The following is a 14,896-nucleotide window of genomic DNA, read 5'->3' on the forward strand; positions in this document are numbered from 1 at the left end:
GAATCACAAGCATGGCACGCGATCTCCCGCCCTTTTCCGCGCTTCGGGCCTTTGAAGCCGCGGCACGACATGAAAGCTTCAGCGCCGCCGGCGACGAGCTGCATGTGACTCACGGTGCCATCAGCCGGCAGATCGCCGGGTTCGAGGCGTGGCTCGGCAAGCCGGTGTTTCACCGCTACGGCAAGCGCGTGAAGCTCACCGACGAAGGCCGCCGCTACCTGGACACCGTGCGCGCGGCCTTCGACAGCATCGCGCACGCCACCGAACAGTTGCGCAACACCGGCGCGGCGCGCGTGCTGCGCATCAACGCGCTGCCGACCTTCGCGATGAAATGGCTGCTGCCGCGCCTGTCGCGGTTCCAGCGCGACGTGCCGAACGTCGAGCTGAAGCTGTCGACGTCGAACGCGCCGCTCGACACGCTGAACGGCTTCGACGTCGCGATCCGCCGCGGCCCCGGCCACTGGCCGAACTGCACGAGCGGCCACTTCCTCGACGAAAGCGTGATTCCGGTGTGCAGCCCGGCGCTGCTCAAGCGCGCGCCGATCACGCGCGCGGACGATCTCGCGCGGCACGTGCTGCTGCATTCGGATACGCGGCCGGAAGGCTGGCGCGACTGGTTCGCGGCGGCCGGCGTGACGATGAAGGGGCGCAAGCGGCAGTCGTTCGATCACTTCTACCTGGCGCTGCAGGCGGCCGTCGACGGGCTCGGCGTCGCGCTCGGCCCGCTGCCGCTGATCGACGACGAGCTCGCGAGCGGGCGCCTGGTGATGCCGCTCGACGGGCCGCGCATCGCGACGCGCAGCTACTGGTGGATCGCGCCGGGTGCGCCGGCCGACGATCCGCTCGTCGCGCAGTTCTGCGCGTGGCTGCAGGGGCAGTCGAATACCGGCGCGTGAGGTGAGCACAACGGCGGTATGCACAACGACGGGCGGCATTGCACCGCCCGCGCCCGAATCAGACCACCGGCCCCGGTTCCTTCTCCTTGCGCAGGATCGCGTACAGGATGATCGCGCCGAACGTCGCGGTGCCGATCCCGCCGAGCCCGAAGCCGCCGATCTTCAGCGAGAAGTCGCCGGCGCCGAGCACCAGCGTGACGGCCGCGACGATCAGGTTGCGGTTGTCGGAGAAGTCGACCTTGTTGACGACCCAGATCCGCGCGCCCGTCACCGCGATCAGCCCGAACACCACGATCGACACGCCGCCGAGCACCGGGCCCGGAATCGTCTGGATCACCGCGCCGAACTTCGGCGAGAAGCCCAGCCCGATCGCGATCAGCGCGGCGACCGCGAACACCAGCGTCGAATAGATCCGCGTGACGGCCATCACGCCGATGTTCTCCGCGTAGGTGGTCACGCCCGTGCCGCCGACGCTGCCCGAGACGATCGTCGCGAGCCCGTCGCCGATGAACGCGCGGCCGACGTAGCGGTCGAGGTTGGTGCCCGTCATCGCGCTGACGGCCTTGATGTGGCCGAGGTTCTCCGCAACGAGGATCACCGCGATCGGCGCGAGCATCAGCATCGCGTGCGGATCGAACACCGGCGCGCGAAAGCTCGGCACGCCGAACCACGCGGCCTGCGCGACGATCGCGAAATCGATCGGCTTGCCGAGGCCCATTCCGTTGGTCGCGATCGCGTAGATCACGTACGCGATCACGAGCCCGACGAGGATCAAGAGGCGCTGCATCATTCCGCGCGCGAACACCGCGACACCGCCGACGCACAGCACCGTGACGAGCGCCATCACCGATTCGAAGGTCGAGCCCGACACGCCCTTGACCGCGATCGGCGCGAGGTTCAGCCCGATCACCGCGACCACCGCGCCGGTCACGACGGGCGGCATCAGCGTCTCGATCCAGCGCGTGCCGATCGCCTGCACCAGCGCGCCGAGCGCGACGTACACGACGCCGCACGCGACGATCCCGCCGAGCGCGACCGGAATGTTCGGGTTCGGGCCGCTGCCGCCGTAGCCCGTCACCGCGATCACCAGACCGATGAACGCGAAGCTCGAGCCGAGGTAGCTCGGCACGCGGCCGCCGACCAGCACGAAGAACAGCAGCGTGCCGATGCCCGACATGAAGATGCACAGGTTCGGGTCGAAGCCCATCAGCAGCGGCGCGAGCACGGTCGAACCGAACATCGCGACGACGTGCTGCACACCCATCGCGATCATCTGCGGCCACGCGAGGCGCTCGTCGGGGCCGACCACGCGCGAGGCCGCGCCGGTCGGCTGGACCCGCCAGCGCGGGAAGTAGGAATCGGACATGGGGAAAGCGCTCCTGTCGGTCGTCGGTCGCCGGCTGCCAGGGATGCGCCGGTCTGGAATCTGGCGCGAGTTTACGGAGCGGAATGGGGGCTGGCAAGCGAGCCGGTATGCGCGGCCGGCCAAACGAGGAAGCGGCAGCCCGCATGAGAGAACCGGTGCGCGACCGCGCGGCCCGGTGAAGCGCCCGTCCGCGCACGATGCACGGGCGGCGGCGGGCGCCGACAGCGAAGTAAGCGTGCGCTCACCTCGCCGCCGGCGCGTCGTGCATCACGGATTGATGTACTGGAACAGCGACAGGTTCTGCAACTGCGCGTAGGCCTTCTGCGACCCCGTCAGCGCGTTCTGCATCTGCAGGAACTGGCTGATCGTCGCGACCATGTTGGTGCTCGTCAGGTCGGCCAGGTCGCTGCTGACCTGCAGCGTGTTGGTCTGGTTCACGGCCTGCATCGCCTTGATTTCCTGCTCGCGGCCGCCGACCGACGCCTGCACCGTGAGGACGTTCGTCATCATGTTGTTCAGCTTGGTCGTGCCGGTGGTCATCGCGTTCGCGAGCGCGGTCGCGGCGGTCGTGTTGCTGCTGATCGGCACCTTCAGCGCGGCGATCATCGTGTCGAGCGCCGCGAACACGTCGGTGCCGGCCTGCGGCGCGGGCGTGACCGTGAACGTGTCGCCCGGCGCCGGCTTGCCCGACACGGGCACCGACAGGCCGTTGCCGAGCGCGATCCCGGCGCCGTCCGAATACGGTTGCGCGGTCGTCGTGGTCGGCGGCACGACGGTGTTGTCGGTCACCGTGTAGGTCGGCGCGGCGGCCGTGCCGCCGAACGCGATCGTGAACTGGTGCGCGTTGGACGCGGCCGACGGGCTCGTGATCGTCACGCCGCCGATCGTGCCCGTGCCGGTGTTGGCCGCGCCGGCGAGCGGCACCGGCTGGCTGCCGAGCATCGGCACCGACAGGAACACGTTCGCGCCGTTGTCGCCCTGCGCGATCGAGCGCGTGTCGGCGATCTGCACCTGGCGCGAGCCGGTGTCGCCGCTGTAGGTCACGCCGCCGCCCGGCGCGTTCGAGAACGGCGCGGTGGCCGACTGGAAGCCCGCGAACAGGTAATTGCCCGAGCCGTCCGTCGAATTCGCGAGCGTCATCAACTGGTCGCGATAGCCCTGCAACTGCGTCGACAACGCCGAACGATCGCTGTCCGACAGCGAGCCGTCGCCGGCCTGGATCACGACGGTGTGAATGCTGTTGAGCAGGTTGTTGACGCTGATGAGCGTCTGGTCTTCCTTCTGCAGCGACGACAGCGCGGCGTTCTGGTTCGACGCGTACTGCGACAGCGTCGCCGACGTCATCGACAGCTGCACGGCCTGCGCCGCGCCGAGCGGGTTGTCGGCCGGCGTCGCGAGGCTCACGCCGCTCGAGATCTGCTGGTACAGCTGCGAGAGCTGCGCCTGCTGGTCGCTCATCTGGGCGACGTTCATCTGGTAGAACTGCGCAGTGGAAATCCGCATCGCTTCGATCCCCGAAATCAGTTGAACAGGCCGAGCACGGTCTGGAACAGCGTCGACGCGGTCTGGATCACCTTCGCGTTCGCCTGGTAGAGCTGCTGGTACTGCATCAGGTTGGCCGCTTCCTCGTTCTGGTTCACGCCCGACACCGACTGCTGCGCCTGCGTGATCTGGCCGACCAGCGCGGTCTGCGCGGCGCTCGACGATTTCAGCTGGCTCGCCGTGTTGCCGATGCCGTTCACGTAGTTCGCGTACGCGCCCGTCAGCGTGGCCGAGCCGTTGCCGAATGACTTCGAGTTGACGAGCTTCGACAGCGCGAGCGCGTTGCTGCCGTCGTTCGTGCCGCCCGTGTTCGGCGCGACCTTGAACGTGTCGCCCACCGCCGGCGTGCCCGACACCGTCACCGTGACGCCCGCCGTCAGCGTGATCGGCGAGCCGGACTGGTACGGCTGCGCGGCGCTGGTCGTCGGCGGCACGGCCGTGTTGTCGGTGACCGTGTAGGTCGGCGCGGCCGTGGTGCCGCCCATCGTGATCGTGTAGTTGTGCGCGTTGGCCGCGGCCGTCGCGCTCGTGACCGACAGCCCGCCGATCGTGCCGTTGCCGGTGTTGGTCGTCGTGGCCGACGGCACGTACGGCGCGGCCGCCGCGATCGCGGAGCCGTTCGACGTCGCGAGGCCGAAGCCGTTCAGCGCGCCGCGCGTCGGCTGCACGGTGAACTTGTCGCCGGCGCTCATCGAGCCGGACGAGAACGAGAAGTTCAGCCCGCCGATCGAGGCCGGCATCGACGTCGACGTACCGACCACCGTGCCGGTCGCACGGTCGGTCAGCGTGTAGTTCGTGCCGTCGTACGCGAGCGTGTAGTCGCTGGTGGTCGGCTGCGCGGCGTTCACGAACGACACGGACAGCGCCGCGTTGCCGGTATTGCCCTGGTTCGCGTAGGTGATCGGCGCGCCGGTCGAAAACAGGTTGCCGCCGACCTTGCCCGACAGGTCGATGCCGAGCGCGTTCTGCGCGTTGACCTGCGCGGCGAAGCTGGTCGCGATCGCGCCGAGCTGCGCTTCGGCCGGATCAAGCGTCTGGCTGCGGAACGCGAGCAGGCCGCCCAGCGTGCCGCCCGACAGCGACGCGTCGGACAGGAACTGGTTCGGCCCCTGCGGGTTCGCGCCGGCGATGCCTTGCGACACGACGGTCAGCTCGCTCGGATCGGACGGCGACGTGACGGTCGCGAGCTGATAGCTCTTGTCCGCGACGACGAGCGGCGTGCCGCCCGACATGAACACGCTGTAGCCGTCGCTGTTGCGCACCACCTGCACGCCCGCGAGATTCGACAGGTTCGACACCGCGAGGTCGCGCTGGTCCATCAGCTGGTTCGGCGGCTGGCCCTGGCTGCTCGCCGACGCGATCTGCTGGTTCAGTTGCGCGATCTGCGCGGTGTACGCGTTGATCTGCGTGACGGTGCTGGTGAGCTGCGTGTTCACGCTCTGGCGCAGCGCGTCGTACTGCTGGCCGGCCGCCGTGATCTGGTTCGCGAGCGTCTGCGCATTGCTCATCGCGGTTTGCCGCACCGACGAATCGGACGCGCTGTTCGCGACGTTCTGCATCCCGGTGAAGTAGCTCGTGATCGCGGTCGAGATGCCGGCCGTCGGGCTGCCGATGTAGTTGTTCAGCTGCGTGACGAGCGAGTACCACGTCGACAGCGCGCCGCCCTGCGTCTGCGCGCCGTTCAGCTGGTCGCTCAGGTACTGGCTGTACTGCCGCTGCACGGTGACGGTGTTCACGCCCTGCGGCATGTAGCCGCTGCTGGTGTACTGCCCGCTTGCCTCGGCATAGACGGGGCGTTCGACCGAATAGCCGGGCGTCGCCGCGTTGCTGATGTTCTGGCCGGTCGTCGTGAGGCCCCAGAGCGCGGCATTCAGGCCGCTGACACCGAGGTTCATGAGTGAGTTGGACATGCGCGATCCTGATGAGCCGGCCGCGCTGCGGCCGCCGGGTTGCGTGACTCCCGGTATAACGGCCGCGGATCGAAAAAATTGAGGAAAAAATGCACGCGCGGCGCACGGGTGTGCGTCGCCGTTCGAAGCGGCCGGCGAGGAGCGCCGGCGGCGCTGCGCGGGCGGCCCGGACGGGGCCCGCGCCGGGTGCGCGTCAGGCCCGCGCGAGCGAGCGGCGCTTCATTTCGAGCTGGGTGATCAGCCGCTGCAGCGTATTCTCCGCGCTGCCCGGCAGCGACATGTAGCGGAAGCCGAGCTGGTAGCGGCGCGACCCGTTCGGCATCTGCGTCGAACGTTGCGACACCAGCTGCAGGTCGAGCGACAGCTTGCCGTGGCCGGTCAGCTCGAGCTCGACGTCCGGCAGCAGCGTGCCGACCTCGAGCGCCTCGACGCGCTCGTCGGCCGTGCGCAGCCCCACGCCGCCGAGCGACAGGTTGTGCACCTCGAACAGGAAGCTCTCGCCGTCCGGCAGCTTGCCGCGGCACAGGAACGGATCGACGATCGGCGCGTCCACGCGGAAATATTCGCGGCGCTGGATGCAGACCAGCACGTCGGGGAAATCGGCGACGAACGCGGGCAGCCCCTCGTAGCGCGTCTCGCGCGGCGTGCCCGTGGTGAATTCGACGCGCACGCCTTCCGGCGAAGCCGCGAACGTGCAGTGCGACGCGCCGAGGATGCCGGCGTTCTGCTCGGACAGCGCGCCCCAGTCGAACGTGAACGTCCGCGCGCCGACGTCGACCTCGAGCAGACGCGTGACGAGCTGGCCGCCAGGGTACTGCACGGTCAGGAAATCGCCGCGATTCACCAGGTTGCGCAGCTGCACGCCGATTTCCAGCGGATTGCGGCGGGCATAGTCGGGCCCGGAGTGGCCTGCATCCAGGCTGGGGTCCGTCGACGTTTCGATATTCATGGCTAGCCGGTCTTTCTTGTCATGGGCGCCCGGGGCAACCGGTGCGCAATAAAACCGGGCCAGAACGGGGGCCCGGTCGCAGGTCTCTCACACTTAGCGGCAGTGCTGACCGAAAGTTTAGATCGAAACGGCGATTTATTTCGCGCAAACGTTGAAACCGCGCGCGGCAAGGTGCCGGGCGCGGTCCGAAGGGGGGGGCGAACCGGTGGCGGGCGGGCCCGTCAGCCGATCTGCTGCATGATCGAGATCAGCTTCTTCGCGTAATTCGGGTCGGTTGCGTAACCGGCCTTCTGCATGCCGTGCGCGAAGCCCTCGACGCTGCGGCTCGCGCTCAGCACGCCCGCGTAGCGCGGGTTGTTCTTCAGCAGGTTCGCGTAATCGGTCATCGCGTGCTCGTACGAGTCGTACGCGCGGAACTTCGCGACCACGCGGCGCGGCGTGCCGTTCACGTATTCGGTGGTCAGCGCCGACACGGTGCGGCCGGTCCAGCCCTTGTTCGCCTTGATGCCGAACACGTTGTAGCTGGTCGAGCCGTCCGCCGCGCGGATCTCGCGCTTGCCCCAGCCCGATTCGAGCGCGGCCTGGCCGACGATGAAGCGCGCCGGGATGCCGGTCGTCGCGCTGGCCGCCTGCGCGGGGGCCGCGAGCCGGTCGACGAACGCGTCCGCGTCCTGCACGCCGCTCGCGCCCTTGACCGGCGGCGTCAGCGCGCTGCCGGCCGAATAGCCGCGCGCACCGGCGAGCCCGCCGTTGTTCGCCGCGTTCGCATAGGCCTTCGCCATCGCGTTCATCGCGGCGAGGCTGCCTTCGTTGCCGGCCGTGCCGAGGCCGCCGGCGCCCATGCCGCCCGCGCCCACATCCGCCGCCGTATCGCTGCCCGCGCCGGCGCCCGCATTGCGCAGCAACTGCTTCATCAGCGCGTCGGCGACGCCGATCCCGCGCGTCGACATCTGCTGCGCGAGCTGCTGGTCAAGCATCGACGTGTACATCTTCGACGTATGCGAATCGAACAGCCCGCCGTCGGGCGACGCGTCGCGCATGCTCTTGAGCATCATCTGCGTGAACATCGCGTCGAACTGGCCGGCCACCGCCTTCGCGCCGGCCTGCGGCGACTGCTTCGCCTGCGCGCGCAGCGCGTCGAAACCCTGCACGTCGAGCGCGAAGCGCTGCGTGAGGTCGTTTGCGTTGGGGAGCGTGGCTGCCATTTAGATCACCTCGAGGTCGGCGCGCAGCGCGCCGGCCGCCTTCATCGCCTGCAGGATCGACATCAGGTCCGCGGGCGTCGCGCCGAGCGTGTTCAGCGCCTTCACGACGTCGGCGAGATTCGCGCCGGCCGTCACCATCTTCAGCGCGCCGTTGTCCTGCTTCAACTGGATCTGCGACTGCTGCGCGACCACCGTCTGCCCGTTCGAGAACGGCCCCGGCTGCGACACCACCGGCTGCGTGTTGACGACGACCGACAGGTTGCCGTGCGCGACCGCGCAGCTCTGCAGCGTGACCATCTGGTTCATCACGATCGAGCCGGTGCGCGCGTTCAGGATCACCTTCGCGGCGGCCTTGTCCGGGCTCACGTCGAGGTTCTGCAGCCGCGCCATGAACGCGACCTGCTGCGCCGAATCGGCCGGCGCCGCGAGCTGGATCGTGCGGCCGTCGAGCGCCGTCGCGGTGCCCGGGCCGAAACTCGAGTTGACCGCGGACACGATGCGCTGCGCGGTGCCGTAGTCCATGTCGTTCAGTTGCAGTTGCAGCACGCCGTTCATCTGCGCGATCGCGTTCGGCACCGCGCGCTCGACGATCGCGCCGCCGACGATCCGGCCGGCCGCGAGCTGGTTCACCTGCACGCGGCTGCCGTTCGCGCTGGCGCCCGCGCCGCCGACGGCCATGTTGCCCTGCGCGAGCGCGTACACCTGCCCGTCCGCGCCCTTCAGCGGCGTGAGCAGCAGCGTGCCGCCGCGCAGGCTCTTCGCGTTGCCGAGCGACGACACGGTCACGTCGAGCGCCTCGCCCGGCCGCGCGAACGGCGGCAGCGTGGCCGTCACCATCACGGCCGCGACGTTCTTCAGCTGCATGTTGTTCAGCGACGACGGGCCGCCGTTGGCCGAACCGTTGTTGATCGAGATGCCGAGGTTCGCGAGCATGTTCGCGAGCGTCTGCGTAGTGAACGGCGTCTGCATCGTCTGGTCGCCCGTGCCGTCGAGACCGACGACGAGGCCATAGCCGATCAGCGGGTTGTCGCGCACGCCCTGGATCTGCGCGAGATCCTTCAGGCGTTCCGCGTGCGCGGGCGCGGCGCCGAGCACGCAGGCGGCCATCACGAAGGCGGCAAACCGCGCGACGGCGAGTGCACGAAACGACAGGCGACGGAAAAGAGGCAGCTGCATCGTCATCACCACGGCGCGATGTTGAGGAAGAAGCGCTGCAGCCAGCCCATCGTCTCGGCTTCGTTGATGTAGCCCTTCGACGAGTATTCGATCTTCGCGTCGGCGACCTGCGTCGAGTAAACCGAGTTCGCACCCGAGATCGTGTTCGGATTGACGACCCCCGAGAAACGCACGAATTCGTTGCCCTGATTGATCAGCATCTGCTTCTCGCCGCTGACCACGAGGTTGCCGTTCGGCAGCACGTTGGTGACGGTCACCGTGATCGTGCCGTTGAACGTGTTCGCCGCGCTCGCGCCGCCGGTGGCCGCGAACTTGTTCGCGCCGGTCGCCGACAGGTTCGCCTTCGCGAACAGCCCGCCGAGGAAGCCGGCGGTCGGCACGTTGAAGTCGGTGTTGCCCTGCCGGTTCGTGTTCGCGCCCGACGACTTGGTCGCGTTGATGTTCTCCGCGATCATGATCGTCAGGATGTCGCCGATGTTGCGCGGGCGCTGATCCTCGAACAGCGGCCGCCCCGCGTAGCCGGGGTTGTAGATCGAGCCGGGCGCCTGCATCGACATCGGCATCGGCGGCTGCGCCGTCATCGGCTGCTGGATGATCGGATCGCGCGGAATCTGCGCGCAACCGGCGAGCGCCGCCACCGCGACCGCGCAGGCGGCGCGGACGGTGGCTGACGAGGAAAGGCGAACCTGCTTCATGGCTGCGACGGGACGTTCCGGTTAGCTCTTCATCTGCGTGACGGTCTGCAGCATCTGGTCGGACGTCGTCACGGCCTTGCTGTTGATCTCGTAGGCACGCTGCGTCTGGATCATGTTGACGAGTTCCTGCACGACGTTCACGTTCGACGCCTCGACGTAGCCCTGGTTGAGCACGCCCGCGCCGTTCAGCCCCGGCTGCGACACGTTCGGCGCGCCCGACGACGTCGTTTCCGCGAACAGGTTCTCGCCCTTCGCCTCGAGGCCGGTCGGGTTGATGAAGGTCGCGATCTGCAGCGAGCCGATCTGCACCGCGTTGCTCGAACCCGGCTGCGTGACCGACACGACGCCGTCCTTGCCGATCGTCAGCGACTGCGCGTTCTGCGGCACGGTGATCGCCGGCAGCACCTGGTAGCCGCTCGACGTGACGAGCTGGCCCTGCGCGTTGGTCTGGAACGAGCCGTCGCGGGTGTACGCGTTGGTGCCGTCCGGCATCAGCACCTGGAAGAAGCCCGCGCCGTTGATCGCGACGTCCTTCGAGTTGCCGGTCTGCGTGAGGCCGCCCTGCGTGTACAGGCGCTCGGTCGCGACCTGCTGCACGCCGGTGCCGAGCTGCAGGCCCGACGGCAGCTCGGTCTGCTGCGTCGAGTTCGCGCCGGGCTGGCGGATGGTCTGGTACAGCAGATCCTCGAACACCGCGCGCGACGCCTTGAAGCCGTTCGTGCTGGTGTTCGCGAGGTTGTTCGAAATCACGTCCATCTGCGCCTGCTGCGCATTCATGCCGGTGGCGGCGATGTAGAGCGAACGATTCATTTGTCGATTCTCCTGCGTAAGCTGGCGCGGGCGCTCAGCTGAAGTTGAGCAACTGGTTCGCCGTCTGCTCGTTCTGGTCGGCCGTCTGGATCAGCTTCGACTGCAGCTGGAATGCGCGCGCGTTGTCGATCATCGCGACCATCGCGGTCACCGGGTTCACGTTGCTGCCTTCGAGCGAATTCGGCGTGACGACCACGTTCGGGTCGACGTCGGCCGGATTGCCGTCGGCGGTGCGGAACAACCCGTCGTTGCCGCGCGTGAGCGTGGCCGCATCGGGATTGACGAGCTTCATCTGGTCGACGATCGCGACCGCGGTCGGCGGGTCGCCCGGCATCAGCGCGGACACCGTGCCGTCCTTGCCGATCGTCACTTCCGCGTTCGGCGGCACCGAGATCGGGCCGCCGTTGCCGATCACCGGCAGGTTGCTCGCGTTGACGAGCTGGCCGTTCTCGTCGACGTGCAGGTTGCCGGCGCGCGTGTACGCCTCGCTGCCGTCGGCCGTCTGCACCGACAGCCAGCCCGGGCCCTGCACGGCGACGTCCAGCGGATTGCCGGTGCGCGTGATCGGACCCGGCGCGTAATCGGCGCCGGGCGTCGACGCGAGCACGTAGGTGCGCGTCGTCGTCGGGTCGATGTTGCTGCCGTCGCCGAAATTCATCGGCACCGCGCGATACGTCGCGAGCTGCGCGCGAAAGCCGGTCGTCGACGCGTTCGCGAGGTTGTTCGCGACGATCGCCTGCTGGTCGAGCGACTGCGACGCGCCCGTCATCGCCGTATAGATCAGTCGGTCCATGGCTGCCGGTTATCCGCGCTTACAGGTTGATGAGCGTCTGGTCGACGGTCTGCTGCGTCTTGATCGTCTGCGCGTTCGCCTGGTAGTTGCGCTGCGCGGTGATCAGGTTGACGAGCTGCGACGTCAGGTCGACGTTCGAGTTCTCGAGCGCGCTGCCCTGCAGCGTGCCGTGGTTCGTGCTGCCCGGGGCCGACACCTGCGGCACGCCCGATGCGGCCGATTCCGCATACTGGTTGCCGCCGAGGTTCACCAGCCCGTTCGGGTTGTTGAAGTTCGCGAGCGCGATCTGGCCGAGCACGGCGGTCTGCCCGTTCGAGTAGTTGCCGGTCAGCTTGCCGTCGGTGCCGATCGAATAGGTGGTGAGCGTGCCGCTCGCGTAGCCGTCCTGCGCGAGGTTGTTCACGCCGTCCTTGCCGCCGTACTGCGTCGTGCCGGTCAGGTCGAGCGTGAGATTCTGCGGCGTCGCCGAGCCGTCGGTGTTCGGCACGGTGAACTGGAACTGGCCGAGCGACGCGGTCGGCGTGGCCGGCGTGCCCGTCGTCGTGCTCTTGATCGCGCCCGACGTATCGAACGTGATCGTGCCGAGATCGTTCGTCGCGCCGCCCTGCACGCCCGCGTACGCTTCCCACGTGCCGGCCGCCGACTTCACGAAGTACATGTTGACCGCCTGCGAACCGCCGAGCGAGTCGTACACCTGGATCGACGTCGAGTAGTTGTACGTCGTGGTGTCGGCCGCGTTGAACGGCGTCTTGGCCGGCACCGTGTCCTGCGAGTTCAGGTTGAACTGGCCGGTGATCTTGGTCGTCGCGGTCGGCGCGATGTTGGTGGTCGGCGCCTGCAGCGGCACGGTCTGCGCGGTGTTGAGCACGCCGTTCTTGTCGGCCATGTAACCCATCAGGTTCATGCCCTGCGCGTTGACGATGTAGCCGTTCTTGTCGCGCTGGAACGTGCCGTCGCGCGAGTACGTCGTCACGCCGTTGTTCGACATCTGGAAGAAACCATTGCCGTTGATCGCGACGTCGAGCGACGAGTTCGTCGTGTTGATCGTGCCCTGGCCGAACTGCTGCTGCACCGAGTTCAGCGTCGTGCCGATGCCGATCTGCGTGTTGACCGACGTCGCGACCGAGTTCGCGTACATGTCGGCGAACTGCGCGGTGCTCGACTTGAAGCCGACCGTGTTCGCGTTCGCGATGTTGTTGCCGATCACGTCGAGCGCGTTCGATGCGCCCGAGAGGCCGCTCAGACCCTGTTGATAACCCATTTCGTTCTCCGTTACAGGAAAGCTCGATCAGTTGGTGGTGGTGTCGCCGGACGAGGACGACTTCGTGTTCGGGAAGATCGACGCAACCTGGGTGAGCCCCACCGTCGTGCCGTTCGACAGCACGAGCCCCGCGGTGCCGTCCGCCTGCTTGACCACGCTCTGCACCTGCGCGGCCGCGAGCGTCGTGGCCGCCTGCGGCGTGCCGGCGCTGTTGGTGTACGACGCGCTGACCGTATACGTGCCGTCCGGCAGCGCGTTGCCGGCCGCGTCGGTCGGGGTCCAGTTGAACGGCACGGTGCCGGCCGACTGCGCGCCCGCGTTGATCGTGTTCACGACGGCGCCCGCCGAGTTCTTCACGGTGATCGTCAGGTTCGACACCGAGCTCGCGAGCGACACGCCGAACGGCGACGCCGCGCCGCTCTTCACCGCGACCGAGTTGCCCGGCGCGAGCACGTTCGTGCCGATCAGCAGCGCGGCCTGCGTCTGCTGGCCAGCCGCGAGCTGCGTCGACAGCGACGTGAGCGACGTGTTCAGTTGCGCGATGCCGCTCACCGTGTTGATCTGCGCGAGCTGCGACGTCATCTGCGAGCTGTCCACCGGGCTGGTCGGGTCCTGGTTCTGCAGCTGCGTGACGAGCAGTTTCAGGAACGTCGCCTGCAGGTCGCTCGCCGACGTGCCGTTGGTCGACGACACGTTGTTGGTGTTCATCGTGTCGGTCGGCAGCGTCGACACGCTGGTGCCGTTGCTGCCGATCGTCGTGTTGGAGGAAGTCATCCTGTTGGCCTTCTGTCGGAACTGTCGGTGTCGGGTCGGTCAGGTCGGCGGCGCGCGGCTTACGAGCCGATCGTCAGCGTCTTGAGCATCAGCGTCTTCGCGGTGTTCAGCGTCTCGACGTTGGCCTGGTACGAGCGCGATGCCGAGATCATGTTCACCATCTCCTGTACCGGGTCGACGTTCGGCATCTGTACGTAGCCGTTCGCGTCGGCGGCCGGGTTCGCCGGGTCGTAGGTCGATTTCATCGGCGACGGGTCGTCCATCACCTTGGTCACGCGCACGCCGCCCACGCCCTGGCCGGACGCGGTACGTGCGCCGCCCAGCGGGTCGGTCGCGAACACGACCTGCTTGGCCTTGTACGGCTTGCCGTCGGGGCCGGTCGCGCTGTCGGCGTTCGCGAGGTTCGACGCGGTGACGTTCAGGCGCTGCGATTGCGCGGACAGCGCCGAACCGGCGACGCCGAAGATGTTCATCAACGAAGGCATGGAGGCTCCTTGTGTTCGAGTCCGGATTCGGAAGCGGCGCTTACGAGTTCGTTACGAGTTCGTCGTGATCGCGGCGATCATCGCCTTGATCTGCTGGGTCATCACGGTCATCCCGGTTTCGTAGTGCAGCGCGTTGTTCGCGAACTGCACGCGCTCGACGTCGAGATCGACCGTGTTGCCGTCGAGCGACGGCTGCAGCGGCATCCGGTATTGCGCGCGGCCGTAGTCGTCCGCCGGGCCGCCGGTCGGGATCAGCTTCGCGGTGCCGGCCATGTGGCCCGCCGCCGTCGACACCATCGACATGCCGCTCGTCACGCCGGCCGGCTGCGTCATCGGCAGTTGCGCGGCGTTGCTCGGCGCCAGGCCGCCGCTCGTCTGCTTCAGCGAGCGCGCGAGCGTCGACGCGAAATCGACGTCGCGGGCCTGGTAGCCGGGCGTGTCGGCGTTCGCGATGTTCGACGACAGCAGTTCCTGCCGGTAGGCGCGCACGTCGAGCGCCTGTCGGCCGAACGCGAATTCCGCATCGAGTTTGTCCAGCATGTGTGCGTCTCTCCGTATGAAGCGCTGCACGCCCCTCGCACCGGATGGCGACCCGAGAGGCTTTTTTCCATGACAGCGATGGTAGGCGCGGGACGCAACCGGCAATCGGACGAATAACGCGGCAAAGGCCCCCTCTATTCATCGTTTGCGCGACGCCCCGGCTCCCTAGAATGCGAAGCGGATCAACGGATCGAGGACACGGCGATGACGGGCGACGCACTTCGCGACAGGAACGGGCGGCTCACGCACGTCCGGCGCGCGTTCGCGCTCGCCGCGGCGCTGTGGATCGCCGCGCCTGCCGCCCATGCGGACGACGGGATGATCGTGATTCCCGGACGCGGCGAGACGGCCGAAACCGCGCTCGCGCACGCCAATGCGGCGAGCGGCGGGCAGTTCGGCGGGAATGCGGGCGTCGCTTCGGCTTCGGCCTCAGGCCTGCAGCGCGCGGTTGGCGGGGCGAGCGCCGCGACCGGCAGCGACTACGCGGCGCAACC

The 14,896-nt window shown here is 68.1% G+C and carries 14 protein-coding genes and 1 pseudogene; 2 read left to right on the forward strand and 13 right to left on the reverse strand.

Annotated elements, in window-relative coordinates; all coding sequences use genetic code 11:
* Positions 1–11: 11 nt before the first annotated feature.
* Entirely contained in the window at positions 12–896 is an 885-nt protein-coding gene (locus JMF86_RS15050) for a transcriptional regulator GcvA (protein ID WP_054928140.1), read from the forward strand.
* Between the two features lie 58 nt (positions 897–954).
* On the opposite strand, the gene JMF86_RS15055 is transcribed toward JMF86_RS15050, so the two are convergent.
* The 13 genes from JMF86_RS15055 to flgB form a co-directional block, all read right to left on the reverse strand.
* A complete protein-coding gene (locus JMF86_RS15055) occupies positions 955–2,262 on the reverse strand; it encodes a solute carrier family 23 protein (protein WP_027807827.1) in 1,308 nt (435 codons plus the stop codon).
* A 267-nt stretch (positions 2,263–2,529) separates the two neighbouring features.
* Positions 2,530–3,765 carry a flagellar hook-associated protein FlgL gene (flgL, locus tag JMF86_RS15060; protein WP_054928141.1) on the reverse strand — a complete coding sequence of 412 codons (1,236 nt, stop codon included), beginning with the start codon at positions 3,763–3,765 and terminating at the stop codon, positions 2,530–2,532.
* Positions 3,766–3,782: 17 nt separating this feature from the next.
* A complete protein-coding gene (gene flgK, locus JMF86_RS15065) occupies positions 3,783–5,714 on the reverse strand; it encodes a flagellar hook-associated protein FlgK (protein WP_054928142.1) in 1,932 nt (643 codons plus the stop codon).
* 193 nt (positions 5,715–5,907) lie between these two features.
* The gene (locus JMF86_RS15070; RefSeq protein ID WP_006477567.1) at positions 5,908–6,663 is read right to left on the reverse strand and encodes a flagellar brake protein; all 756 of its coding nucleotides are present in this window, start codon (positions 6,661–6,663) and stop codon (positions 5,908–5,910) included.
* A 221-nt stretch (positions 6,664–6,884) separates the two neighbouring features.
* Entirely contained in the window at positions 6,885–7,868 is a 984-nt protein-coding gene (gene flgJ / locus JMF86_RS15075) for a flagellar assembly peptidoglycan hydrolase FlgJ (protein WP_054928143.1), read from the reverse strand.
* Positions 7,869–9,044 (reverse strand): flagellar basal body P-ring protein FlgI, encoded by a 1,176-nt coding sequence (locus JMF86_RS15080; protein WP_054928156.1) that lies wholly within the window; start codon positions 9,042–9,044, stop codon positions 7,869–7,871. It abuts the gene before it with no gap.
* A 5-nt stretch (positions 9,045–9,049) separates the two neighbouring features.
* Positions 9,050–9,739 (reverse strand): flagellar basal body L-ring protein FlgH, encoded by a 690-nt coding sequence (gene flgH / locus JMF86_RS15085; protein ID WP_054928144.1) that lies wholly within the window; start codon positions 9,737–9,739, stop codon positions 9,050–9,052.
* Between the two features lie 21 nt (positions 9,740–9,760).
* The gene (flgG, locus tag JMF86_RS15090; RefSeq protein ID WP_006477564.1) at positions 9,761–10,549 is read right to left on the reverse strand and encodes a flagellar basal-body rod protein FlgG; all 789 of its coding nucleotides are present in this window, start codon (positions 10,547–10,549) and stop codon (positions 9,761–9,763) included.
* A 34-nt stretch (positions 10,550–10,583) separates the two neighbouring features.
* Positions 10,584–11,342 (reverse strand): flagellar basal-body rod protein FlgF, encoded by a 759-nt coding sequence (gene flgF / locus JMF86_RS15095; protein WP_006477563.1) that lies wholly within the window; start codon positions 11,340–11,342, stop codon positions 10,584–10,586.
* A 19-nt stretch (positions 11,343–11,361) separates the two neighbouring features.
* Positions 11,362–12,603 carry a flagellar hook protein FlgE gene (gene flgE, locus JMF86_RS15100; RefSeq protein WP_006477562.1) on the reverse strand — a complete coding sequence of 414 codons (1,242 nt, stop codon included), beginning with the start codon at positions 12,601–12,603 and terminating at the stop codon, positions 11,362–11,364.
* 27 nt (positions 12,604–12,630) lie between these two features.
* Positions 12,631–13,377: a flagellar hook assembly protein FlgD gene (flgD, locus tag JMF86_RS15105; protein ID WP_006477561.1), complete on the reverse strand. Its 747-nt coding sequence runs from the start codon at positions 13,375–13,377 to the stop codon at positions 12,631–12,633.
* Between the two features lie 59 nt (positions 13,378–13,436).
* Positions 13,437–13,862, reverse strand: coding sequence for a flagellar basal body rod protein FlgC (gene flgC, locus JMF86_RS15110; protein ID WP_006477560.1), 426 nt, complete (start codon positions 13,860–13,862; stop codon positions 13,437–13,439).
* Positions 13,863–13,913: 51 nt separating this feature from the next.
* On the reverse strand, positions 13,914–14,402 hold the full coding sequence (flgB, locus tag JMF86_RS15115) for a flagellar basal body rod protein FlgB (RefSeq protein ID WP_027807823.1): 489 nt from the start codon (positions 14,400–14,402) through the stop codon (positions 13,914–13,916).
* 204 nt (positions 14,403–14,606) lie between these two features.
* Here flgB and JMF86_RS15120 point away from each other — a divergent pair.
* A pseudogene (locus JMF86_RS15120) lies at positions 14,607–14,896 on the forward strand (flagellar biosynthesis protein FlgA); the annotation flags it as partial.

Source organism: Burkholderia sp. E168m15, from assembly GCF_016586105.1.
Lineage (GTDB): Bacteria > Pseudomonadota > Gammaproteobacteria > Burkholderiales > Burkholderiaceae > Burkholderia > Burkholderia orbicola.

Coding starts and splice junctions, on each gene's coding strand:
- flgD (WP_006477561.1), bottom strand. CDS start 13,377: ATGACTTCCTCCAACACGACGATCGGCAGCAACGGCACCAGCGTGTCG.
- JMF86_RS15080 (WP_054928156.1), bottom strand. CDS start 9,044: ATGCAGCTGCCTCTTTTCCGTCGCCTGTCGTTTCGTGCACTCGCCGTC.
- flgF (WP_006477563.1), bottom strand. CDS start 11,342: ATGGACCGACTGATCTATACGGCGATGACGGGCGCGTCGCAGTCGCTC.
- flgB (WP_027807823.1), bottom strand. CDS start 14,402: ATGCTGGACAAACTCGATGCGGAATTCGCGTTCGGCCGACAGGCGCTC.
- flgJ (WP_054928143.1), bottom strand. CDS start 7,868: ATGGCAGCCACGCTCCCCAACGCAAACGACCTCACGCAGCGCTTCGCG.
- flgG (WP_006477564.1), bottom strand. CDS start 10,549: ATGAATCGTTCGCTCTACATCGCCGCCACCGGCATGAATGCGCAGCAG.
- JMF86_RS15050 (WP_054928140.1), top strand. CDS start 12: ATGGCACGCGATCTCCCGCCCTTTTCCGCGCTTCGGGCCTTTGAAGCC.
- flgC (WP_006477560.1), bottom strand. CDS start 13,862: ATGCCTTCGTTGATGAACATCTTCGGCGTCGCCGGTTCGGCGCTGTCC.
- JMF86_RS15055 (WP_027807827.1), bottom strand. CDS start 2,262: ATGTCCGATTCCTACTTCCCGCGCTGGCGGGTCCAGCCGACCGGCGCG.
- flgL (WP_054928141.1), bottom strand. CDS start 3,765: ATGCGGATTTCCACTGCGCAGTTCTACCAGATGAACGTCGCCCAGATG.
- JMF86_RS15070 (WP_006477567.1), bottom strand. CDS start 6,663: ATGAATATCGAAACGTCGACGGACCCCAGCCTGGATGCAGGCCACTCC.
- flgE (WP_006477562.1), bottom strand. CDS start 12,603: ATGGGTTATCAACAGGGTCTGAGCGGCCTCTCGGGCGCATCGAACGCG.
- flgK (WP_054928142.1), bottom strand. CDS start 5,714: ATGTCCAACTCACTCATGAACCTCGGTGTCAGCGGCCTGAATGCCGCG.
- flgH (WP_054928144.1), bottom strand. CDS start 9,739: ATGAAGCAGGTTCGCCTTTCCTCGTCAGCCACCGTCCGCGCCGCCTGC.